The sequence below is a fragment of the Homoserinimonas sp. A447 genome (assembly GCF_054489325.1).
Map to the genome: position 1 here is coordinate 3,024,806 of NZ_JBTMWW010000001.1, position 21,440 is coordinate 3,046,245.

21 protein-coding genes are annotated in these 21,440 nt (G+C 66.2%); 16 read left to right on the plus strand and 5 right to left on the minus strand.

The genetic code is table 11. From position 1 onward, the window contains the following. Window positions 1-29: 29 nt before the first annotated feature. Entirely contained in the window at window positions 30-917 is an 888-nt protein-coding gene (sigJ, locus tag ACX3O0_RS14995) for an RNA polymerase sigma factor SigJ (protein WP_459108249.1), read from the minus strand. Between the two features lie 141 nt (window positions 918-1,058). On the opposite strand from sigJ, the gene ACX3O0_RS15000 reads away from it, so the two are divergent. The 5 genes from ACX3O0_RS15000 (at window position 1,059) to ACX3O0_RS15020 (ending at window position 6,390) form a co-directional block, all read left to right on the plus strand. Further along, window positions 1,059-1,400 carry a DoxX family protein gene (locus tag ACX3O0_RS15000; protein WP_459108250.1) on the plus strand — a complete coding sequence of 114 codons (342 nt, stop codon included), beginning with the start codon at window positions 1,059-1,061 and terminating at the stop codon, window positions 1,398-1,400. A gap of 63 nt (window positions 1,401-1,463) precedes the next feature. Further along, window positions 1,464-2,837, plus strand: coding sequence for a flavin-containing monooxygenase (locus ACX3O0_RS15005; RefSeq protein WP_459108251.1), 1,374 nt, complete (start codon window positions 1,464-1,466; stop codon window positions 2,835-2,837). Beyond that, complete coding sequence (locus ACX3O0_RS15010) at window positions 2,834-3,745, plus strand: bile acid:sodium symporter family protein (RefSeq protein ID WP_459108252.1); 912 nt, start codon at window positions 2,834-2,836, stop codon at window positions 3,743-3,745. Before ACX3O0_RS15005 ends, ACX3O0_RS15010 begins: the two co-directional genes overlap by 4 nt. Further along, window positions 3,742-4,710, plus strand: a complete 969-nt coding sequence (locus ACX3O0_RS15015; protein ID WP_459092505.1) for an NAD-dependent epimerase/dehydratase family protein — start codon at window positions 3,742-3,744, stop codon at window positions 4,708-4,710. Before ACX3O0_RS15010 ends, ACX3O0_RS15015 begins: the two co-directional genes overlap by 4 nt. A gap of 99 nt (window positions 4,711-4,809) precedes the next feature. Beyond that, window positions 4,810-6,390 carry a stealth family protein gene (locus tag ACX3O0_RS15020; protein WP_459108253.1) on the plus strand — a complete coding sequence of 527 codons (1,581 nt, stop codon included), beginning with the start codon at window positions 4,810-4,812 and terminating at the stop codon, window positions 6,388-6,390. Between the two features lie 63 nt (window positions 6,391-6,453). Here the strand turns inward: ACX3O0_RS15020 and ACX3O0_RS15025 are convergent, their stop codons facing one another. Next, window positions 6,454-7,404, minus strand: coding sequence for a phosphodiesterase (locus ACX3O0_RS15025; protein WP_459108254.1), 951 nt, complete (start codon window positions 7,402-7,404; stop codon window positions 6,454-6,456). 149 nt (window positions 7,405-7,553) lie between these two features. Here ACX3O0_RS15025 and ACX3O0_RS15030 point away from each other — a divergent pair, with 149 nt between their 5' ends. Then, the gene (locus tag ACX3O0_RS15030) at window positions 7,554-9,311 is read left to right on the plus strand and encodes a DUF2207 domain-containing protein (RefSeq protein WP_459108255.1); all 1,758 of its coding nucleotides are present in this window, start codon (window positions 7,554-7,556) and stop codon (window positions 9,309-9,311) included. A gap of 49 nt (window positions 9,312-9,360) precedes the next feature. Here the strand turns inward: ACX3O0_RS15030 and ACX3O0_RS15035 are convergent, their stop codons facing one another. Next, a complete protein-coding gene (locus ACX3O0_RS15035) occupies window positions 9,361-9,678 on the minus strand; it encodes a cupin domain-containing protein (RefSeq protein ID WP_459108256.1) in 318 nt (105 codons plus the stop codon). 29 nt (window positions 9,679-9,707) lie between these two features. On the opposite strand from ACX3O0_RS15035, the gene ACX3O0_RS15040 reads away from it, so the two are divergent. The 5 genes from ACX3O0_RS15040 (at window position 9,708) to ACX3O0_RS15060 (ending at window position 14,913) form a co-directional block, all read left to right on the plus strand. Further along, entirely contained in the window at window positions 9,708-10,679 is a 972-nt protein-coding gene (locus ACX3O0_RS15040; RefSeq protein WP_459108257.1) for a J domain-containing protein, read from the plus strand. 318 nt (window positions 10,680-10,997) lie between these two features. Then, a complete protein-coding gene (locus ACX3O0_RS15045) occupies window positions 10,998-11,984 on the plus strand; it encodes an NAD-dependent epimerase/dehydratase family protein (protein WP_459108258.1) in 987 nt (328 codons plus the stop codon). 103 nt (window positions 11,985-12,087) lie between these two features. Then, on the plus strand, window positions 12,088-12,783 hold the full coding sequence (locus tag ACX3O0_RS15050) for an endonuclease/exonuclease/phosphatase family protein (protein WP_459092878.1): 696 nt from the start codon (window positions 12,088-12,090) through the stop codon (window positions 12,781-12,783). A 213-nt stretch (window positions 12,784-12,996) separates the two neighbouring features. After that, window positions 12,997-13,347, plus strand: coding sequence for a hypothetical protein (locus ACX3O0_RS15055; protein ID WP_459108259.1), 351 nt, complete (start codon window positions 12,997-12,999; stop codon window positions 13,345-13,347). A 6-nt stretch (window positions 13,348-13,353) separates the two neighbouring features. Continuing rightward, window positions 13,354-14,913, plus strand: coding sequence for a bifunctional phosphatase PAP2/diacylglycerol kinase family protein (locus tag ACX3O0_RS15060; protein WP_459092521.1), 1,560 nt, complete (start codon window positions 13,354-13,356; stop codon window positions 14,911-14,913). 14 nt (window positions 14,914-14,927) lie between these two features. Here the strand turns inward: ACX3O0_RS15060 and ACX3O0_RS15065 are convergent, their stop codons facing one another. Beyond that, window positions 14,928-15,218: an acylphosphatase gene (locus ACX3O0_RS15065; protein WP_459108260.1), complete on the minus strand. Its 291-nt coding sequence runs from the start codon at window positions 15,216-15,218 to the stop codon at window positions 14,928-14,930. Window positions 15,219-15,392: 174 nt separating this feature from the next. Here ACX3O0_RS15065 and ACX3O0_RS15070 point away from each other — a divergent pair, with 174 nt between their 5' ends. Beyond that, the gene (locus ACX3O0_RS15070) at window positions 15,393-16,052 is read left to right on the plus strand and encodes a DarT ssDNA thymidine ADP-ribosyltransferase family protein (RefSeq protein ID WP_459108261.1); all 660 of its coding nucleotides are present in this window, start codon (window positions 15,393-15,395) and stop codon (window positions 16,050-16,052) included. 113 nt (window positions 16,053-16,165) lie between these two features. Here the strand turns inward: ACX3O0_RS15070 and ACX3O0_RS15075 are convergent, their stop codons facing one another. Further along, window positions 16,166-16,756 carry an NADPH-dependent FMN reductase gene (locus ACX3O0_RS15075; protein ID WP_459092527.1) on the minus strand — a complete coding sequence of 197 codons (591 nt, stop codon included), beginning with the start codon at window positions 16,754-16,756 and terminating at the stop codon, window positions 16,166-16,168. 230 nt (window positions 16,757-16,986) lie between these two features. On the opposite strand from ACX3O0_RS15075, the gene ACX3O0_RS15080 reads away from it, so the two are divergent. From ACX3O0_RS15080 to ACX3O0_RS15095, 4 genes are read left to right on the plus strand one after another with little or no spacing between them, the layout of a single operon-like run. Continuing rightward, a complete protein-coding gene (locus tag ACX3O0_RS15080) occupies window positions 16,987-18,003 on the plus strand; it encodes a zinc-dependent alcohol dehydrogenase family protein (protein ID WP_459108262.1) in 1,017 nt (338 codons plus the stop codon). A 43-nt stretch (window positions 18,004-18,046) separates the two neighbouring features. Further along, window positions 18,047-18,691: a DUF2291 domain-containing protein gene (locus tag ACX3O0_RS15085; RefSeq protein WP_459108263.1), complete on the plus strand. Its 645-nt coding sequence runs from the start codon at window positions 18,047-18,049 to the stop codon at window positions 18,689-18,691. Between the two features lie 6 nt (window positions 18,692-18,697). After that, on the plus strand, window positions 18,698-20,266 hold the full coding sequence (locus ACX3O0_RS15090) for a sugar ABC transporter ATP-binding protein (RefSeq protein WP_459108264.1): 1,569 nt from the start codon (window positions 18,698-18,700) through the stop codon (window positions 20,264-20,266). Next, complete coding sequence (locus ACX3O0_RS15095; RefSeq protein ID WP_459108265.1) at window positions 20,263-21,402, plus strand: ABC transporter permease; 1,140 nt, start codon at window positions 20,263-20,265, stop codon at window positions 21,400-21,402. Before ACX3O0_RS15090 ends, ACX3O0_RS15095 begins: the two co-directional genes overlap by 4 nt. The last annotated feature ends 38 nt before the right edge of the window (window positions 21,403-21,440 follow it).

Consider the following 21,440-nt stretch of genomic DNA (forward strand, 5'->3'; position numbering starts at 1 on the left):
GCCTGCGCACATTTTCTGCAGGTGGTGGGTCACGACCAGCCGGTGAGCTTGTCTGGGTTGCGGGTCACCCAGATGTGCTCGATCAGGCCCCCGGAGATCGCGACCGAGGCGACGGCGAGCACGCGCCCTGCGTGGTCCTGCGCCGTGAGCCCGGCCCGCCCGTTCACGGTGGTGACCGCGAAGTTCAGGTCCGGTTGCCGCTGGTACAGGGCGAGCAGGTAACGGGCGACCTGCTCGCCCCCGCGGATCGGCTCGATGGCGGCGCTGACGAGCCCTCCACCGTCGGGGACTGCTGTGGCATCCGGGTCGAGAATGCTGATCAACGCTGCGAGGTCTCCAGTTTCCAGTGCTGCCTTGAAGACAGAGACGACCTGCGCGTGCTCCTGCGCTGACACGTGGTCGCCTCGGCTGTTGCGGATGCGACGCCGGGCCGACGAGGCGAGCTGACGGCACGCCTCGGCCGACCTGCCGACGATCTCGCCGACCTCGGCGAAGCTGTACCTGAAGACCTCGTGCAACACGAACGCGACCCGCTCCGCCGGGGTCATCGATTCGAGCACCACCAGCAGGGCCATGCTCAGCGATTCGTCGAGGCTGACCCGGTCGGCCGGGTCATCCGTTCGCCAGGACGACGCCTGGCTCGTCCACTGTGCGGCGGCCGACACCGGCTCGGGAAGCCACTCGCCGACGTAACGTTCCCTCCGCGCGCGTGCGGAACCGAGCATGTCGAGGCAGATTCTGGTGGTCACCGTCACCAGCCAGCCTGCGGGAGAGTCGACCTCCTGCCGTCTGTCATCCGGAAGCGCGTACCAGCGGGCGTAGGCATCCTGAACCGCATCCTCAGCCTCAGACACGGAACCGAGCAGCCGGTAGGCGACATTCAGCAACAGGCCGCGATCCGATTCCCCAGCGCTCACGAGGTCGTTCCCCTTCCTTGAAGCCTCTACAACGTATGACGAACCATGCCCCTTAAACGTGAGGCCTCACGTTTTTCCACGCTACGTCGTCGTGGAAGTAGGGGCACCAACGCCCCGCCTTCGAGAAATGCGAGAACCCAGATGATCGACGTACTCATCATCCTCATCGCCATTGCAGCCAACGCCGGAATATCGCTTGCCACTTTCGCCGGCGCGCAGTTCGTGGTGGGCAACTTCGAGGAAGTCCACGTTGCCGACCCGTGGGTTCCCGTACTGGCCGCCCTGCAGGCGGCCGGAGCCGCCGGGCTCCTATTAGGACTCCTCGGGGTGCCCGGAATCGGCGTCGCAGCCGCCGTCGGTCTCGTCTTGTTCTTCACCGGCGCGGTCGTGGTGCACCTGAAAGCAGGCGCCTACCGCAGCCTTCCCAGTCCAGTGACTTTTCTCGCGCTTGCCGTTGTCACGCTGGTGGTAATGCTGAGCTGAGACCTGTCGAACTGCCATACTGTTCGAGACAGTTTTCGGGGGAATCTAACTGCAGGGTGGGTTATGCACGGCGAGGCAGGTCAGGGTGACTCTGCCGCTCGCTACGCCATCATCGGCGCTGGGCCTTCCGGCCTGGCCGGTGCGCGCAACCTCAGCAAGCTGGGTATCCCGTTCGACGGGTATGAGTCGGCCGGCGAGGTCGGCGGTCTCTGGAACATCGACAACCCGCGCAGCACCGTGTACCAGTCCGCGCACCTGATCTCGAGCAAGACGACCACCGAGTTCACCGAATTCCCGATGCCGGATGGCACGCCCGACTACCCGAATCATGCCCAGTTGCGACGCTACTTCGCCGCGTTCGCCGAGCACTTCGACCTCGTGAAGCACTACGTGTTCAACACCGAGGTCGAGTCAGTCGAACCCGAGGGCGGCAAGTGGCGGGTGACGACCACGAAGGGGAGCCGCCTGTACGACGGCGTCATTCTCGCCAACGGAACCCTCGCCGAGCCGTCCGTCCCCACCTTCCCGGGGGAGTTCACCGGCGAGATCATCCACACCAGCCAGTACAAGTCGCCGGATGTCTTCCGCGGCAAGCGCGTGCTGATCATCGGTGCGGGCAACAGCGGCTGCGACATCGCGGTTGACGCCGTGCATCACGCCGCCTCAATCGATATGAGCGTGCGCCGCGGCTACTACTTCGTGCCGCGCTACCTGTTCGGTAAGCCGGCCGACACCCTCAACCAGGGCCGCCCGCTTCCCGCCCGCATCAAGCAGTTCGTCGACTCCCGCGTGCTCAGGATGTTCACCGGGGACCCGGTGCGGTTCGGTTTCCCCAAGCCCGACTACAAGATCTACGAGTCGCACCCCATCGTCAACACGCTGGTGCTGCATCACCTCGGACAGGGCGACCTGAGGGTCCAGGCGGATGTCGACCACTTCGAGGGTGAGACTGTCCACTTCAAGGACGGGAGCGCATCCGACTACGACCTGATCGTGCTGGCCACCGGCTACAAGTTGAACTACCCGTTCATCGACCGCACGCACCTCAACTGGACCGGTATGGCGCCGAAGCTCTTCCTCAACATCTTCGGTCTCGGAACCGACACCCATGCCTTCAACGGCATCTATGTGCTGGGGATGATCGAAGCGAGCGGGATCGGCTGGCAGGGGCGGTACGAGCAGGCCGAACTGGTCGCACAATACCTGGCGGCACCAGCGGATGCCCGGCAGCTGTTCGAGGCGGAGGCGGCGGGACCCTGGCCCGACCTGACCGGCGGCTACAAGTACCTCGCCCTGGAGCGGATGTCGTACTACGTGAACAAGGACGCCTACCGCGGCGTGGTGAAGCGCCACATCAAGCGGATGCAGAAAAGCGGGTCGAGCTCGTCGAGACCCCCTGAGCCTGCCGAAGGGCACACGAGCGGGGAGCGCAAGTGAACATCGACGAGGTCACCCTCAACTTCAACCCGACGTCGCTGCTCGCGCTCGACGTGGTGCTCGCGCTGATCATGTTCGGCATCGCGCTCGCCGTGAAGGTCGACGACTTCCGGGCCGTGCTCCGCATGCCGAAAGCCATCACCGTCGCCCTTGCCGCGCAGTTCCTGCTGCTGCCGGCGGTCACCTTCGGGCTCACCTTCCTGCTGAACGTCGGCCCGTCGATCGCGCTCGGGATGATCCTGGTCGCCTGCTGCCCGCCCGGCAACATCTCGCAGGTTCTCACCAACCAGGCCCGCGGCAACGTCGCCCTCTCGGTGTCGATGACGGCGGTCGGCAACCTGCTCGCCATCTTCCTGATGCCGATCAATTTCGCGTTCTGGGGCAGCCTGCATCCGACAGCGTCCACCATCCTGGAGGCGGTCGAACTCGACGCCGTCGACATGCTCATCAAGATCGTGGTGATCATCGGACTGCCGTTCGCGCTCGGCATCCTGATCGGCAACCGCTGGCCGAAGGTCACGGCGAAGGTGCAACCCTGGGTTCGCCGCATCAGCCTGGTTGCCCTGCTCGCCTTCATCGTGATCGCGCTGATCGGCAATTGGGCCTACTTCATGGCCTACATCGGCGTCGTTCTCCTCGCCGTCTTCCTGCACGACGCGGTCGCGCTGGCCCTCGGCTGGTCGACCGCCAGGCTGAGCGGGCTGGACGTTCCCAGCACCAAGGCGGTCACCTTCGAGGTGGGCATCCGCAACGCTGGCCTGGGTCTCGGCCTGGTGTTCGCCTTCTTCGACGGCCTCGGCGGCATGGCGATCGTCGCCGGCTGGTGGGGCATTTGGGACATCATCGCCGGGCTGGCACTCGCCACCTTCTGGGCGAGGCGACGCGCCAAAAAGGGGGAGCTTCGGTGACATCTGAAAGAGCAGGTCGTCGGGTCTACGTGACCGGGGGCAACGGATTCCTCGGGAGCTCGGTCGTGGCCGGCCTCGCCGCCCAGCTCGGGGTGGGCGTCGACCTGGTCGTCAGCGGTGACCTCCGTGAGCCACCCACGCGGGTCGATGGCGTCGTCTACGAGACAGCGGATGTCACGCAGGCCAACGACCTGCTGGAACAGTTCCAGCGCCACAAGATCAACACCGTCGTGCACCTGGCCGCGGTCGTCAACCCTGGCCGCGACCTGTCCAGGGAGGACGAGTACCGAGTCGACGTCGAGGGCAGCCGCAATGTGCTGGATGCCTGCCTCGCCACCGGGGTGCGGCGCATCGTGGTGTCGTCGAGCGGCGCCGCGTACGGCTACCACGCCGACAACCCGGCCTGGCTGGTCGAGACGAACTCGATCCGCGGCAACGAGAGTTTTTCCTACTCCCACCACAAGCGGCTGGTCGAGTTGATGCTCGAGGAGGCGCGCGTCTGGCATCCGGAACTCGAGCAGGTGGTGTTCCGTATCAGCACCATCCTCGGTGAAACCGTCGACAACCAGGTCACCGCCCTGTTCCGGAAGAAGCGGCTGCTGCGCGTCTCCGGCTCCGAGAGCCCGTTCGTCTTCGCCTGGGACCAGGATGTCGTCGCCGCCATGGCGCGCGCTGCGACCGACGGCCCCCCGGGTGTCTACAACCTGACCGGTGACGGTGCGCTGACCGTCCGGGAGCTGGCGCGCCTCATGGGCAAGAAGACCGTGACGGTGCAGCCGTGGATGTTGAAGCTGGGACTCTGGGCCGGGCAGGCGATCGGCGCGACCGCTCACGGCCCGGAGCAGGCGAAGTTCCTGCAGTTCCGGCCGGTGCTGCTGAACACCAAGCTGAAGCAGGAGTTCGGCTACACGCCGAAGCACACCAGCCGCCAGGCGTTCGAGGCCTGGCTGGCATCGCGCTCCTGACCTGCTCCCAGCTTCTGCGGGTAAGATGGCGGCAGCTAACGGTCCGCCGAGCCTTCGGTCTACCGGGCGGTCTGCCGAGGCTCGAACGATTGGGCCCCCATGATTGAAAACGTCCCCACCCCGCGGGTATTGAACCGCGATGACATTGTCCTGCACAATGGCCTGCTGTCCCTGGTGAATCACACCACGACGCCGCATGACGCACTGATCGAAGACCTGCTGTTCATCCGCCGCGTGCTGGACGTTGCGGGCATCCGCTACCTGCTGGTGCGCGACGACCACGCCCAGCCGGTGCTCGCCGTCGACCGCCGCGACCGCAAACTGCTGCAGGAGGCCCTCGCCGAGGCGTGCCAGAACGAGCCGTTCTACGCGAAGCCGGCCCGCGTCACCGAGGCAGGCCAGGTGGTGAAGGCGGATGCCCGGCGCCCGGCCATGCTGCTGGCCGAGGGTTCCTGGGCCCCCGGGTCGAAGATCCGCGCGTTCTCGGTGTTCCGTCCGAGGGTCGAGCCGGTCGGGCTGCTTGCCTTCGGCGCGTCCAACGGCGTGCGGGTGGAGTTCTGGAGGCATGACGACGACGAGATCAGCGCGCCCAACGCGAACGCGTTGATGCGCCCGTCGCTGCCCCGCGCAGAGGCGATCGAGGACACCGTCGAACGGTACGGCGAGACCTGGCCGACGCTGGTCGGCATGTTCGACCGCCTGGGCGGCGACGTCGACTTCGACATCGACCTGGTCTTCTCCTGGGTGGATGGCGCCGAGTTGGAGTGGCAGCGTGCGCGTGCCCGCCGCATGGCCAGTTACGTCGTCGGGGAGGGTGACGGTTCTGAGGCGCGCTTCCGCCAGCTGGACGAGCTCAAGTATGCGTTGCGCTCGGTGAACCTGTTCGCACCGTGGATCCGCAACATCTACATCGCGACCGACTCGCCGCGTCCGGCCTGGCTCGACGAGCATCCGCGCGTCACGCTGATGCGCAGCGAGCAGTTCTTCCGCAACCTCGACGACCTGCCGACGCACAACTCGCACGCGGTCGAGAGCCAGCTCCACAACATCCCGGGGCTGAGCGAGCACTTCTTATATTCCAACGACGACATGTTCTTCGGTCGCCCGGTGCGCCCAGAGATGTTCTTCTCTCCAGGAGGCGTCAGCAAGTTCATCGAGGCGCGCACCCGCATCGGCCTCGGCGAGAACAATGTGGCCCGCAGCGGGTTCGAGAACGCGGCGCGAGTGAACCGGGCGCTGCTGCAGCAGAAGTTCGGCCGCGTCATCACCCGCCACCTCGAACATGCGGCGACACCGCTGCGCAAGTCGGTGTTGCAGGAGTTGGAGAACGAGTTCCCGGAGGACTTCGCCCGCACCAGTGCGAGCGCGTTCCGCCAGGCCACCGACGTGTCGGTGACCAACTCGCTGTACCACTACTACGCGCTGCTCACCGGGCGGGCGATCGTGCAGACGAATGCCAAGGTGAAGTACGTCGATACCACGGCACTTTCCGGCATCCGCCTGATGAACTCGCTGCTGAAGAAGCGGTCATTCGACTTCTTCTGCCTGAACGACGGCAGCTTCCCGGAGCTTTCAGCCGCCGAGCGCGCCGTGGCGGTGCAGTCATTCCTGGAACAGTACTTCCCGATCCCTGCACCCTGGGAGAAGCTGGTGGTCGTCCCCGTCGAGCAGGCGCAGTAGCGCTACCCGAAGTGCCCCGCGCAACAGGCGCATTCCTCCGCAACGGGCACTATGGCAGCAGAGCTAGCCGACGACGGCGAGCTCGCGCGTCGGCGGATGCCGGTCGTCGGCGTACGCAGGAACGTGCGGGTTGACCGCCGGCGGGATGGTGATGCCGCTCTTCGCCAGGATGGCCGCGGTCTCCTCGGCCGTGACGTAGGCGACCGTCGAGTATTCGCCGATCGGCACCACCGAGTGCAGCACGGTGTCGTCGTACACGTGGATCAGGTTGAACGCCTGCGCACCGTTGCGGCCGCGGGTCCCCCCGACGGGCACGTTGAGGTCCTGCGTGTAGCAGGTGGCCGACGCGACCGACACCGGAACCCCGGCAAAGGTGGCCGTGGTCGAGTAGTGCAGATGGCCGGCGATGATGCTGCGGATGTCGCTGCCGCGCACCACGGCCGCCAGCTGCTTCTGGGTGCGCAGCTCGACGGTGACCGCGAGGTCGAGCACGCTCGGCACCGGCGGGTGGTGCATGGCGAGGATGCTGCCGTGGGGTGCCGGGGTGGCGAGCACGTCTGCGAGCCAGGCGAGCTGGGCATCCGTCACCTCGCCGTAGTGGTGACCGGGCACCGTCGAGTCGAGTGCGATCACTCGGAGGCCGTTGACGTCGAACACGCGGTCGACCGGGCTGGTCGACGGATGCTCGTCGAGCAGCGAGTCGCGGAACCTGCCGCGATCGTCGTGGTTCCCCATGACCCAGATCACTTCGGCGCCGAGCCGCCGGGCCGCCGGCTCCACGATGGTGCGAAGCTTGGCGTAGGCATCCGTCTCGCCCTTGTCGGCAAGATCCCCGGTGAAGACGATCGCCTCGGGGCGGGAACCGGATGCCTCAAGCTCGGCGAACAGTTCGCGCAGCTTGCCCTCGGCGTCGACGGCCCCGTATAGGGGGCCGTCCCCGGCGACGAAGTGGGTGTCGCTGAGGTGCAGGATGAAGTGGTCTGGTCTCGGGTGTTGAGCCGTATAACCGGTCATGCCTACAGTCCAACACTCTTAGATGGACGAAGTATGAACATCCTCCGGCAAGTTGCACCCCCGTTATGGTGACGGCCGGTTATGTCGTGGGGTGGGTTCACCCGTGAGGGGGAGGCGTCGGCGACAGTGGCCTCGCTAGGCTCGGTCGGGTGAAACGCATCCTCTCGCTCATCGCCGTGGTCGGTGCCCTCGTCCTCGGGGTGGCTGCGCCGGCATCCGCTGACGTCGACGACTTCTTCTTCGAGAGCTTCGACGGCCGGTATGAGCTGTCGCGGGATGCCGACGGACACTCCCTGCTGACCACCACCGAGACCCTGGTGGCGGTGTTCCCCGACTTCGACCAGAACCGTGGCATCCGCCGCCTGCTGGTGGACGACTACGACGGGCATCCGACCGACATCGAGGTGCAGAGCGTCACCGACGAGAACGGTGACCCGCGGCACTACGAGACCGACACGGAGGATGAGTTCCTCGAGCTGACGATCGCCGACGACGGCGTGTATGTGCACGGCGAGCAGACCTACGTGATCACCTACACCCAGCGCAACGTCACCCGTTTCTTCGCGGACACGGATGCGGACGAGTTCTACTGGGACACCAACGGAACCGGCTGGGGGCAACCGTTCGGCGAGGTGACCGCAACCGTCACGCTGGATGCCGGGTTGCTGGCTGCGCTGAATGGAAACGTCGCGGCGTTCACCGGGCGGGAAGGCGAGAGTGGGGCGGCGTCCGTCGCCACCACCGACTCTGGCTTCACGTTCACTGCTACCGATCTCGGACCGCGCGAGAACCTGACTTTCGCGATCGGCTTCGAGCCCGGGACCTTCGAGCCGCGCGACAGCGGGTTCTTCGCCGCCCCGTGGCCTGCCGTGTCCTCCATCTTCGCGCTGATCGGCCTCCTCGCTGCGGCGCTGGCCGGCTTCACCCGCGCTCGCCGACTGCGCGACGCCCCGGGGCGCGGCGTGATCATCCCCGAGTACGTGGTGCCGAAGAACGCGAACGTGTTCCTCTCCTCGGTGATCATCGGCAAGCAGGCGAAGGCCACTACTGCGGCGATTCTCAGGTTGGCGGTGGCCGGGAACATCCGGGTGCTCGAGGTCGGCGGCAAGAAGCCGCACTACCAATTGCAGTTCGTCACCGCCGACGGTACGGACGCCGACGAGCGTGAGTTCCTGCACGCCCTGTTCGGCTACACCCTCGACTTCGAGGAGGTTCGCAGCCTGCAGAAGGCCGACCAGAAGGCGGCCACCGCCATCGGCAAGCTGATGAAGCGGGTGACGGCGGATGCGACGGCGAACGGCTTCCGCCGAAAGGTTCCGGTCGGCGCGATCGCCCTGGTGTGCCTGCTCGCCGTCGCGGCGGCGGTCGGCTCGTTCATCTTCGGCGTGATCTCGCTTGATGAGTCGTACGGCGGCGCCTGGCCGCTGCTTCCCATGGGGGTTGGGGTGGCGGCAGGCATCGTGAGCTTCGTGTTCGTCGCAAAGGTCCCACTGACGGAGACTGGCGTGGAGTTGCGCGACTACCTGCGTGGGCTGGAAATGTACATCGAGCTGGCGGAGGCGGACCGCATCCGCTACCTGCAGTCACCGCAGGGTGCGATCACCACTCCGGTTGCCGCTGGCGACACGGCCGAGGTGGTGAAGTTGAACGAGAAGCTGCTGCCGTACGCGGTGTTGTTCGGTCACGAGAAGGAGTGGGCGGCCGAGCTCGGGCGCTACTACGAGGAGCTCGGCCAGCAGCCGACCTGGTACGCCGGGCACGGCGCGTTCAACGCTGCACTGTTCTCGAGCAGCATCGGCGCGATGGCGGCGAGTACCGCCTCGGCGTACAGCAGCTCGTCCGGAGGTTCGGGCGGCGGTGGTTCCTCCGGCGGTGGCGGCGGAGGAGGTGGCGGCGGAGGCGTCTAGTCTCCGTCAAGCGGGTCGAGCTCGTCGAGACCAGCCGAGCTTGCCGAGGCTAGCCGACCAACGTCAGCATCAACCGCGATTCCCCCACGGCCTCAACCTCGTGCCGCACCAGCTTCTCGATCCGCATGATCCCGCCGGGCAGCAGATCGGTGACCTCCCCGCCCGCGGTCACCCGCAGGTGACCGTCGAGCGCCTGCAGCAGCAGCGTCTTCGGGGCGGCGTGGTCTTTCATGGTGTGGCCGGCCGGGAAGGTCAGCACGACGACGCGTACGTCCTCCGACTTCAGCGCTGTGGTGTGCCCCAACTTGTCGGGCAGGATCGGCGAGAGCTCGCGGATATCGGCGACGACGGTGACGGTGTTCTCCATACCCCCACGGTAGCCCTACCCTTTAACCCATGCCCGAGAGCCCGTTGACGCCGTCGCCGTACGACGTGCTCGGGGTTCCGCCGACGGCGACCACCCACGAGTTGCGTAAGGCGTACCGGCGGATGCTGCGCGAGGCGCATCCGGACACCGGCGGTTCCGAGGCGCGCTTCCATGCGGTGCAGCGGGCGTGGGAGCTGGTCGGCACGTCGTCGAGCCGGGCGGCCTACGACCGGGGTCAGGTTTCTGTCAGGCACAGTGCCGCCCAGCCGGGTGCATCCTGGGTTCCTGCGCCGCCGCGTGCCCGCAAGGACTCCCGCCCGACGGCCCGGTCGTATGGGCATCCGGGGGGTTGGCGTCGCGAGCGCTACCTGACGCTGGTTCGCGAGTGGGCCGGCCGCGGAACGGACATCGCCGATCCGTACGATGCGGCCCTGGTGCGTTCCGCCCCCCGCGAGCTTCGACACATGCTGGCGGATGCGCTGGCCGAGGAGGCGACGGCCAGCACCCTGGCGACGCTCGGCATCGGCTACACGCTCTGGCACGACGTGGCGACGGATGTTCGTGCCGCCAATCCGCGCTTCACGGGCGGTGTCTCGAAGGTCGACCACGTCGTACTCGGCCCGACCGGCTTGTTCGCGGTGCTGTCCGAGGACTGGGGCGGACCGGTGCGAGCCCGCAAGGGCGACCTGATCGGCGAGGTGCTGATGCCGGGGGAGCGCCCGATGCACCAGCTGTCCCTTGAGGCCAAGTGGGTGGCGCGGGCTGCTCGGGTGAAGTTCACGGCGCTGGTGATCGTGGTTCCGGATGACGCGACCGACGAATCTCTCATGGTGCTCGGCAAGATGCGCGGTGTGCCGTCGGTGGTGGTGCAGCGGTCGCGACTGCTCGACCTGCTGCGCAACGGGCTTCCGGGCCCAGAGCAGACCAGCAGGGGTCAGATCGGCGGTACCGAGCTGTTCGACATCCGCACCCGGCTGCAGAACGCCATCCGCTTCGTCTAGGCAGACGACTCAATAATGCCGTTCGGCGGCCACCGGGCTCAGCGGTAGCCTTCCCGGCGCACCGGGAGGCTGGTTTCGGGGTCGACCTGTCTTCGAGTGCCGTCGGTTCGCCATCCATGAGCGGGTCGCCGTGCCCTTCGTGAGCCGCAGAAATGAAGGAGGTTTTCGCCGATCAGCGGAGAATGGAGGAGAAACCGTGCCTGATCGATCTGAATCTCCTTCTTTTCGGTTGCGGATGCCACGGTGCGGCAGCGCGGTGACGTACGCCTGCAGCGAAAGCTGTTTCCGCGGAGCCATGCCGTGTTGTTGGCTTTCACCATGAGACTTCTTGTGCTGGGCGGCAGCGAGTTCGTCGGTCGCGCGTTCGTCGATGAGGCGTTGGCGGCGAACTGGGAGGTCACCACGCTCAGCCGCGGCACGAGTCCGGCACCAGTCGGCGTCACTGCGCTGCACGGCGACCGCAACGAGATCGATGGATTGACCGCACTCGGCGACGGCGAGTGGGATGTGGTGGTCGACACCTGGTCGTGGGCTCCGGTCGCGGTTCGCCGCTCAGCCACGCTGCTGCGCGATCGCACCGAACGCTACGTTTATGTGTCGAGCCGTTCGGTCTACGCCGACCCGGTCCCGGCCGGCGCCGACGAGGGCGCGGCTCTGGTGATCGCCGACCCCGACGACGAGCACTTCGACGACTACGCCCGGGCGAAGGCCGGAGCCGAACTGGCCGTGGTCGAGGAGTTCGGGGTGCGCGCGATCCTGGCCCGCCCCGGGCTGATCATCGGCCCGCGGGAGAACATCGGCCGCCTGCCCTGGTGGCTGAACCGCATCGCAGCCGGCGGCCCGGTTGTGGCACCAGGATCACCGGATGCCGGCATCCAGTATGTGGACGCCCGCGACCTGGCCGCATTCAGCCTCCTGGTCGCCAAGAGCGGCCACGGCGGCCCGTTCAATGTGGTGAGCCCGGTGGGTCAGGCGACGGTCGGCGACCTGCTGCGGGCGTGCTTCGAGGTGACCGGTTCCGACGCAGAACTACGGTGGATCGACACCGAGAAGATCCTCGCCGCCGGCGTGAAACCGTGGATGGACCTGCCGGTCTGGCTGCCGCCGGGGGAGGACCACGAAGCCATGCACCAGGGCGATGTGTCGAAGGCGGTGGCGGCCGGTCTGCGCATCCGCCCCCTCCTCGAAACGGTGGCCGACACCTGGGAGTGGCTGCAGTCGATCGGCGGGGAGGCGCCGCAGCGGCCGGACCGCCCGACGCTCGGGCTCGACCCGGCGATCGAGGCGAAACTCCTGGGCGGCTAGCTTTTCGCGACACCCCACTACAGGGGTGGGACGGCTCCGTGCGCTAGTTTCGGAACGTAGGCTGGAGATTCACGCCACACAACTTTTGGGGATGCGCACTGCAGTGAAGGTCATCAGCTATAACCTCCGCAAGAACCGCGCGGTTACCGAACTCGTGGATCTCGCAGAACATTTCACGCCGAGTGTCTTGTGCCTGCAGGAGGCCGACACCAGCGCCCTGCCTGCCGAGATCGGTGCCCTGCACCTGGCGGACTCGACCAGTCGCAACCGCCTGGGCCTGGCGCTCTACTACTCGCGCGAGCGGTTCACCGCTGTCGAGACACAGGCGTTCGAGCTGAAGAAGTCGTTGCACGATCGGGTGCTCACCCCGGCGCATGAGCGACTCATCGGCACGCGCCTGATCGACGGCAAGGACGACCGCGAGCTGGTTGTGGCGTCGTTCCACGCGGCGCCGCTGACGGCGCTCAACTCCCTGCGCCGGCACCAGATCAAGACCGCGCACGAGCAACTGCGTGCCCTCGGTCCCGGGCTGCCAACGCTCATGGTCGGCGACTACAACTACCCGATCTTCAAGGACAGTCTGAACACCCGGATGCTCGCGTCCGGGTACGACCTGACCCTCAGCGACAAGCGAACCTACACGCGCTACAAGTTCTTCCGCGGGCACTTCGACCTGGCCACGTCTGTCGGGTTGGACATCGACAGCGTGCAGACGCTGCCGCGCGGAACGTCGGACCACCTCCCGATCCTGGTGACGGCGTCGTACCGCGAGGAGCTGGCCGACAAGCTCGCCGGCTGACGCGTCAGGCCGGAGCCGTGGCCCCTCTTCATCCGCCTGTTGAGCTCCTCTCACCCGCCGCGCGGTACTTTCAGTGGATCGCGCCCACGGATGCGACCGCGATCCACTGAAAACACCGCGCGCCGCAGGACGGCAATCGCACCGCTGAGCATCCCCTGAAAGCAGGCCTTCCGCCTGCGCTTTACTCTCGCTCGTAAAGCCGAGGAGGTTTCGATGACGGTGAAACTGAACAACAAGGCCTACGCGCACGCGAAGAGCCTCATCGCCGACGGCAAGGCGACGCACGATGAGCGCGACGACTGGAGTGAGCACGCTCCGAGCACGGATGACCAGAACAAGTTCATCGAGAAGCACGGATACGCGGAGTACTCGAAGTGGCACCTCGGCGTCGACGACGACATGCCGGACGACACCAAGGGCCACTACAGCTTTCCGTTCGGCGACTTCGCGAAGGTGCACCGCTGCGCGGTGATCTCGCTGGAGAGCCGGGCCGCCCAGTACGACCACGACGAGATTGCGGAAGCGTCGAAGGACCTGCTGAATCGCATCGACGACGAGGGCTGACGGCTGATGCCGAAGAGCCGCAATCCGTTCGTCGCGCTGCGCCGCCGGCAGGTGTTGCCGCGGTGGGTCCGCAGGATGGATGCGGCCGCGGGTCGCCGCATCAACTCCCGCACCACGCATCCGCTGGTCGACCGGGGGTACTCGCGCCTGTCCAGGTCGGCGAACCGCGGTGCGCTGTGGTTCACCATCGCGGCGGTGCTGCTGGTGTTCGGTCGCCCGAGGGCAGCCATCCGCGGGTCGGCGTCGCTGCTCGGTGCGAGCATGCTGGCGAACCTGGTCGGAAAGCAGATTTTCGGCGGCGACCGTCCACTGCTCAAGAACATTCCGATTGGGCGGCAGCTGAAGAAGTCGCCGACCTCCGGGTCGTTTCCGTCGGGGCATTCGGCGAGCGCCGCCGGGTTCGCCGCCGGGGTGGCGTTCGAGTCTCCGCGCGTCGGGGCGGCGATCACGCCGGTCGCCGCCGGAGTCGCCTACTCCCGCCTGCACACCGGAGCCCATTGGTTGTCGGATGTGGTCGGCGGCGTCGCGCTCGGAGCATCCGTCGCCTGGCTCTGCACGCTCATCGTCAAGCCGCGGCCGGCGCCCGCGCAACCGGCCAGGGAGGGCGGCGTTCCCGTTCCCCTGCCGGCCCTGGCCGACGGCGCCGGGGCGTTCATCGTGGTGAACCCGTCGTCGGGCACCAGCACGATTTCGGCTGACCCCCTCCCGCTCGTCGAGCAACGGTTGCCGGCTGCGCGGGTGCACCAGCTGCGGGAGGGCGACGACCTGGCGGCCGTGGTGCGGGAGGCCGTGGAATCCGCTCGCCCGGTCGTGCTCGGGGTGTGCGGGGGAGACGGAACAGTCGCGGCGGTGGCGCAGCTCGCCCGCGCGGCCGACCTCCCCTTGCTGCTCATTCCGGGCGGCACCTTCAACCATTTCGCGGGCACGGCCGGTATCGCCTCGGCGGCGGCCGCCATCGACGCGCTGCAGGCCGGCCACGGCGTGTTGGCGGATGTCGCGGAGCTGACGGTTGACGACAACCCTCCGGTGACCGTGCTGAACGCCGCATCCGTGGGCCTCTACCCGGACTTCGTCGAGCAGCGGACGGTCGGCGAGGAGAGGCTCGGCAAGTGGGTGGCCGGTCTGCTGGCTGCGGTGCGCGTGCTGTGGCGTTCCGACCCGGTCGACCTCGCCATCGACGGGCGACCGGCCATGGTCTGGTCGTTGTTCGTCGGGGTGAACCGAAACAAGGCGGGGTCGGTGACCCCGCTGCGTCGCCTTCGCCTGGATGATGGGCAACTTGATGTGCGCATCCTCCACGCCGGTACCCGCGCGCGTGCCGTCGGCTCGCTGGTGTTCGGCCGGAGTGGGGGAGTGTTCCTCCGGCGGCTGGGACTGCTGTGGGGCGCTCCGACAAATGAGAGCTTCACGGCGGGAGAGTTGTCGGTGGCGGTGAGTCCACGACCGGATGGCACTCCGGGCCTGGCCCACGACGGCGAAGTGTGGCTGGTCGCGCGGGGCGGGGGCTACGCCTGGCGCATCCGGAACGTCCCGGGCGGGTTGCGGGTGTACAGCTCGAGTTTGTGAGGGTGCAGTGCCGACTACCTGATCATGAACCGGTTGCTGCCCGGCCGCCCGTCGCCGTCCTGATCGGCACCGTCGGTGTCGGTCACGTCGACCGCCTCCACCTGGGCGTATGGAGGTCCGTGGTGCAGCCAGTCGAGCATCCGCTGCACCGCGTCCGCCGGCCCTTCGAGCTCCGCCTGCACCGTGCCGTCGGGCAGGTTGCGCGCATATCCGGCCACGCCCAGCTGCTCGGCTTCGGCCTGCGCACTCCACCGGAAACCGACTCCCTGCACCCGGCCGCGCACGATTACCCGCTTGCGAATCATGCATTCCAGTCTGCACCGCCCCACGTTCAGGCGAACCACGTATTCTTAAGGGGCGGGTCACCGCGTTACGAGGGGAAGTTTTTGGTCGTCGAATGTATTCACGGTCTCGATGAGGCGCTGTGCGACCTCTGCAATCCGAAGCCCGTTCCGAAGATCGAAGCTTCGGCCCCCAAGGTGGTGCGCCCACGTGCCAAGTCGAAGGCGCGAATTGCTGGTGCTGCCGGACCCACCATTCAGAGTGTCGACCAGCGGATCTACCACGTGACCCACCTGCGCAACCTCGAGGCGATCGTGCACAGCGGATGCCTGCTGTCCGATTCGCACGGAGCCCAGCCGACGGTCGACATCTCCTCTGCCGACAACCGCGAGGAGCGCCGTGCGGCGAACGTCGACGGCGAGCCGGTCGCCGGTTTCGTGCCTTTCTTCGTGAGCCCCGATTCGGCGCTGTGGCGTGACATCCGCAGCTCTGCGCCTGACCCCCGGCTGGCTCCGGCCGTGCGCGAAACGACGCCGGCCGAGTATGTGGTGCTGGTGACCACGATTGGCAAGGCCGGGCGCGATGACAGCGTGGTGGCGAGCGGCGATGCGACGGATGCCGACACCAGGTTTGCGACGACGCCGGAGCAGGCGACCCGCGAGCTGGGCCGGATGCGTGGCGACGAGGACCTGCTGGGGCGCGCCGAACTGCTGGTGCGCGAGCGCCTGCCGTTCGATGCGGTGACCCTGATCGGCGTCGCCAATGACCGGGCTCGTAATGAGGTCCGGGACATTCTGGCGGCGTCGGAGTTCACCACGAAGGTGTCGGTCTACCCGCCCTGGTTCACCCGCGACTAGCCCACCGAACTCACCTCTCACCAGCCGCGCGGTGTTTTCAGTGAAACGCGCTCGCGGATGCGGCGGCGTTTCACTGAAAACACCGCGTCGCGAGGATGCTCTCCGAGGAATGCCTACCTCTGCGGCACCACCGTCAGCACGCGCGTGATGTGCTCCAGGTACGACTCCATGAACCCGCGAAGGAACTGGGCGGTTCCTTCATTGGTGACGTCGCCTTCATCCGTGATCAGCCCCTCGGTGATGTGGATGTACGCCTCCGGCGCGGTCATCTGGCGGGAGTCGCAGAAGCTGAGTGCGCTGCGCAGGCTCTGCTGGGCGACCGCCGTGCCGATGCCGCCGATGGAGCCGCCGATCACACCGGATGGCTTCCCGGCGAACGAGTTCTCGCCCCACGGCCGGCTCGCCCAGTCGATGGCGTTCTTGAGTGCACCGGGGATGCCGCGGTTGTACTCCGGGGTCACGAACAGCACGGCGTCAGCAGACTCGATCGCCTGCTTCAGGGCTCTGCCTTGTAGCGGGTAGTCGGTGTCGTAGTCGTAGCTGTAGAGCGGGAGATCCCGGATCGGGATCTCGGTGAACTCGAGCTCATCCGGCGCGAGTTTGATCAGTGCCTGGGACAGCTTCCGGTTGATGGATGCCGTTGCCAGGCTTCCGACGAAATATCCGACGGTGTACGGGGGTTCGTGGTGCTGGATGGTGGCCATTTGCGTACTCCTTTTCCTTGGTGGACCACGCTAGGTCGGGCGTCTGGGTTGCTTCTGCAAATTTGTGATTTGACATCGTTCACGGTAGATGTAACGTGTATCTAACACGGAAACGCATCAAGATAACATTTCCTTAACATGGAACTCCGATATGGCGACTCTGACGCGACTCCGCTTGGCAATGCAGCAGGCCTGGTCACAGGTGGACGAACTAAGGAGTGTCAGAGCAGATGCGCGCAATTGTTTTCGAAGAGGCCGGCACGCTGAGTCTCGTAGAACGTCCAGAGCCGATCGCCGGTTTCAAGGAAGTGGTCATCGAAGTCGCGGCAGTGGGCGTTTGCGGCACTGACACCCACGTCTTCGACGGCGAGTTCGAGGGTACCGTCTTCCCGCTGGTCCCCGGACATGAGGCGACGGGCACTGTCGTCTCGGTGGGGGAGGGAGTCTCCTCCGTTGCGGTCGGCGACCACGTCGCCGTCAACCCGAGCACCACCTGCGGGGAGTGCGAGTTCTGCCTGAATGGCAAGTCGAACCTCTGCCGCAACTGGAACGGCCTCGGAGTGGTCGCCTCAGACGGCGCGTCGCAGGAGCGCTTCGTCGCCCCGGTGGCCAACGTGTTCAAGCTCAACCCGGAGACCGACATCTACCAGGCGGCGCTCATCGAGCCTCTCGCCTGCGCCATTCGTGCGTACGACATCCTTCCGCGCAAGATGGGCGAGCACTACTTGGTCTACGGAGCGGGAACCATGGGGCTGCTCATGGCGCAGCTGGCTCCCCGAGCCGGCGCGGCAAGCGTCACGATCGTGGATGTCAATGAGAGCCGACTCGAGGTCGCGCGCGAGCTCGGGATCGAGAACGTCTACCAGAGCGCCAACGAGGCGGGCCGTGACAAGTGGGATGTCGTCATCGACTGCACCGGAAACATCCGGGCGATAGAGGATGGGTTGCCGCGGGTCAAGGCTGGCGGAACGTTCCAGAACTTCGGTGTCGCCCCGGCGGAGGCGTTCGCCAACTACTCGCCGTTCCGGGTCTACCGGGACGAGATCAATATCGTCGGCACCATGGCAGTGCTGAACTCGTTCGGGCGCGCCGTCGAGATGTTCGAGGCCGGCGCCATCAACCCCGACCCGATGATCAGCCATTCGTTCACGCTCGACGACTACGCCGCGGCGCTCGAGATGTTCCGGAAGGGAACAGGGCGCAAGCTCCAGATCCGTCCGAACGACACCGAATCACGCGTCTTCTAGCCCCGACCGGGCCCCAAAGACTGCAGCAGCAGGGAGCATTCCAGTGTCAACACAGACAGAATCCGCACGCAAGGTTCGCCGGAACCGCATCATCGGAGCGGCCGCGATAGTCGTGCTCCTGGTGGCGATGTTCTTCGGAACGAAGATCGTCACCGGAGACGAGGCGCTCGCCGCCAAGGGCTTTGACGCTGAAACCTGGGCGGAAGACAAGTACACCTCCGAGCTCCTGCCGGCCATCCTCGACCGGTCGGAAGACATCGTCGACGTCAGCGAAGCGATCGCGGCTGACCCGGCGGCGGCCGCGGATGATTACGGCGTGGTGAGCGGCACCTCCGCCCCCGTTTACACCGTCACCTTCACCGGGGTCGCGGGCGCAGTCGAGGGCGGCATCATGCCGGTGGCCGTCGAGGGCCTGCCGAGCGACCTCCTGGTGCGGGTGCAGATGGGCCCGGCGATCGACGGCACCGCCCTCCGGGACGCATCCGGCCTCGTGCATTTCCCCGAGTTCGTCAACCAGATCGACTACCAGGATGCCGGTTCGGCGCTGAACAACATCATCAAGGACACCGTGCTGGCTGACCTGGATGCCGCCAGCCTGACCGGCAAGACAGTCACCATCACCGGGCCGTTCCAGCTCATCAACCCGCAGGCCTACCTGATCACCCCGGTCAAGATCGACGTCGAGTAGGGCAGCATGAGCGAGCCGAGCATCAACGAGCATGGGGACACTGTGGTCCTGCGCGCGGTCGACATCACCAAGCGGTACGGCGGAGTGCATGCCCTGAAGGGCGTCAATTTCGAGGTGCACCAGGGGAAGGTGACCACGCTGTTCGGTGAGAACGGTGCCGGCAAGTCGACCCTGATGAAGATCCTGTCCGGCGTCGAGTCGCCGACCACCGGTCGGCTGGAGTTGTACGGCCGGGAGGTCGAGTTCACGACCACGGTGGACGCCCGCGAGAAGGGTGTGTCGATCATCCACCAGGAGTTATCGCTGGCGCCCAACCTCAATGTGCGCGACAACATCTTCATGGGGCGGGAGCTCCTGAACAAAGCCGGCGGCGTCGACTACCGGGCGGAGGATGCCGAAGTGCGCGCGTTGATGGCGCGCCTCGAGGAGAAGATCGCACCGACCGCCCTGGTCTCCAGCCTGCGCCTCGGCCAGCAGCAGATCGTGGAGATCGCCCGCGCGCTGTCGGTTGACGCCCGCATCCTGATCATGGATGAGCCCACCTCCGCCCTGAGCGCGTCAGAAGTCGAGGTGCTGTTCAAGGTCATCTCCGATCTCACCGCATCCGGCGTCTCCGTGGTTTACATCTCGCACCACCTCGAGGAGGCCCTGCAGGTCACTGACTTCGCAGTGGTGCTGCGCGACGGTTCCCTGGTGGCGGCGGATGTCGTGGGCAACGTCGACATGGAGTGGATCGTTGCCAACATGGTCGGCAAGAATTTCGACCTGGGTGAGCCGCCGGCACCGCTCACCCACGGCGACGTCGCGCTCGCCATTGACGGTGTGAGCGTCGAGGATCCGTCCAGCGCCGGTCGCTTCGTCGTGGACAACGTCAGCATCAACGTTCGTGCCGGGGAGATCGTCTGCATCTATGGGCTGATGGGCGCCGGACGCACCGAGTTGCTCGAGGCCGTCGCCGGACGCACCAGCCTGGCCTCCGGAACAGTGCTGGTCAATGGTGCGGACATCGCGGCCCTCGACGTTGCACAGCGCATCGAGATCGGCCTGGCGTTGGTTCCGGAAGACCGCCAGCGTGACGGCCTGGTGCAGACCATGAACGTCGGGCACAACCTTTCGTTGGCCAGTCTCGCTTCGATGGTCAAGGGGTTCTTCCTCGCGAAGCCCTATGAGAACCAGGTGGTCCGCGACCAGATCGCGGCGGTCGGCGTCAAGACGGATGGGCCGGAAGCGCCGATCGGCTCCCTCAGCGGTGGCAACCAGCAGAAGGTGGTAATCGGCAAGATCCTGATGACGAACCCGAAGGTCATCCTCCTGGACGAGCCGAGTCGCGGCATCGATGTCGGCGCAAAGGCTGAGGTCTTCGCCCTCCTCTCGCGACTGGCCGGGGAAGGGCTGGCGGTGCTTTACACGACCTCGGAGGTTGCCGAGTCGTTGAGCGTGGCGCACCGCGTGATTGTGATGAGCAAGGGCCGGATCTCAGCGGAATTCGATGCCCTGGGCACCGCTAAAGAGCAGGTAATGGCCGCTTCGGGTGAATCCGTGGCAGCACTCGAGACGAACGGAAACGACACATGAGCAGCACGACAGCAGCGCGTTCTGTGAGCCCCCTGGCCAGGCTCTTCCCGGATGGCTTCGACCCGCTGGCGATCCTGCTTCGCGGGCGTGCGTTCTTCGCCTTGATCGCGATCATCATCATTTTCTCGATACTGTCGCCGAACTATTTCAACCTCGGCAACCTTCTGCAGATGTCCCAGCACGTCGCGGTGTATGCGCTTCTCGCCATCGGGATGCTCTTCGTTGTGCTCAACGGCGGTATCGACCTCTCGGTCGGGGCGACGCTCGGGTTCTGCGGCGTTATTGCCGGGTTCCTGATGCAGGGCGTCACCATCCCGGAACTGGGTATCGCTTTCTACCCGTCGGTCTGGGTGGTGGTGGTGATCACGGTTGCGGCCGGTGCCTTCGTCGGCTGGATCAACGGCATCCTGATCTCCCGCTTCAAGGTGGCGCCGTTCGTGGCGACTCTTGGGATGATGTACGTCGTACGCGGCGCCGGCCTGCTCATCACCGGCGGCCTGACCTATCCGAACCTGAACGGCGACGAGGCGCTCGGCAACACCGGCTTCAACTACCTGGGTTTCAACAACTTCTTCGGGCTGCCGATCGGCGTGCTGGTGATGATCGTCGTCGCCGTCATCGCCAGCCTGATGCTGAACAAGGCACCCTTCGGCCGTTGGCTCTACGCCTCCGGCGGCAACGAGCGTGCCGCTGAGCTATCAGGCATCCCGGTCAAGAAGGTACAGGTCCGCGTCTATGTGATCGCCGGCATCTGCTCCGCGTTCGCCGGCATCATCATCGCTTCAGAACTAACCTCGGCAAACCCGACCGCCGGCGAGATGTTCGAACTGACCGCCATCGCCGCCGTTGTCATCGGTGGCGCCAGCCTCGCCGGAGGCAACGGAACCATTCGCGGCACACTCCTCGGCGCGTTCGTCATCGGCTTCCTCGCGGACGGCCTGGTCATCATCGGCGTCTCCGCGTACTGGCAGATGGTGTTCAAGGGTGCGGTCATCGTGCTCGCCGTCATGCTCAACGCCATTGAGTACAAGGGCAGGAAGGCGAAAACAGCCGCCACGCCACCCACCCCCACAGCTTCTTCCGCGTCTCAGCGCGACACCAGTGTCGATGCCGCTGACGCGAAGATAGCCGGCTGACTTCGTCCGCCGGAAACCCACACCGAAAAGGAAGCAAC

Bases quoted from the DNA above. Each gene is read 5' to 3' on its own strand.
- ACX3O0_RS15040 (WP_459108257.1), top strand. From the start codon at position 9,708: ATGCCCGAGAGCCCGTTGACGCCGTCGCCGTACGACGTGCTCGGGGTT.
- ACX3O0_RS15065 (WP_459108260.1), bottom strand. From the start codon at position 15,218: ATGATTCGCAAGCGGGTAATCGTGCGCGGCCGGGTGCAGGGAGTCGGT.
- ACX3O0_RS15060 (WP_459092521.1), top strand. From the start codon at position 13,354: ATGCCGAAGAGCCGCAATCCGTTCGTCGCGCTGCGCCGCCGGCAGGTG.
- ACX3O0_RS15000 (WP_459108250.1), top strand. From the start codon at position 1,059: ATGATCGACGTACTCATCATCCTCATCGCCATTGCAGCCAACGCCGGA.
- ACX3O0_RS15090 (WP_459108264.1), top strand. From the start codon at position 18,698: ATGAGCGAGCCGAGCATCAACGAGCATGGGGACACTGTGGTCCTGCGC.
- ACX3O0_RS15020 (WP_459108253.1), top strand. From the start codon at position 4,810: ATGATTGAAAACGTCCCCACCCCGCGGGTATTGAACCGCGATGACATT.
- ACX3O0_RS15035 (WP_459108256.1), bottom strand. From the start codon at position 9,678: ATGGAGAACACCGTCACCGTCGTCGCCGATATCCGCGAGCTCTCGCCG.
- ACX3O0_RS15005 (WP_459108251.1), top strand. From the start codon at position 1,464: ATGCACGGCGAGGCAGGTCAGGGTGACTCTGCCGCTCGCTACGCCATC.
- ACX3O0_RS15080 (WP_459108262.1), top strand. From the start codon at position 16,987: ATGCGCGCAATTGTTTTCGAAGAGGCCGGCACGCTGAGTCTCGTAGAA.
- ACX3O0_RS15025 (WP_459108254.1), bottom strand. From the start codon at position 7,404: ATGACCGGTTATACGGCTCAACACCCGAGACCAGACCACTTCATCCTG.
- ACX3O0_RS15055 (WP_459108259.1), top strand. From the start codon at position 12,997: ATGACGGTGAAACTGAACAACAAGGCCTACGCGCACGCGAAGAGCCTC.
- ACX3O0_RS15045 (WP_459108258.1), top strand. From the start codon at position 10,998: ATGAGACTTCTTGTGCTGGGCGGCAGCGAGTTCGTCGGTCGCGCGTTC.
- ACX3O0_RS15095 (WP_459108265.1), top strand. From the start codon at position 20,263: ATGAGCAGCACGACAGCAGCGCGTTCTGTGAGCCCCCTGGCCAGGCTC.
- ACX3O0_RS15075 (WP_459092527.1), bottom strand. From the start codon at position 16,756: ATGGCCACCATCCAGCACCACGAACCCCCGTACACCGTCGGATATTTC.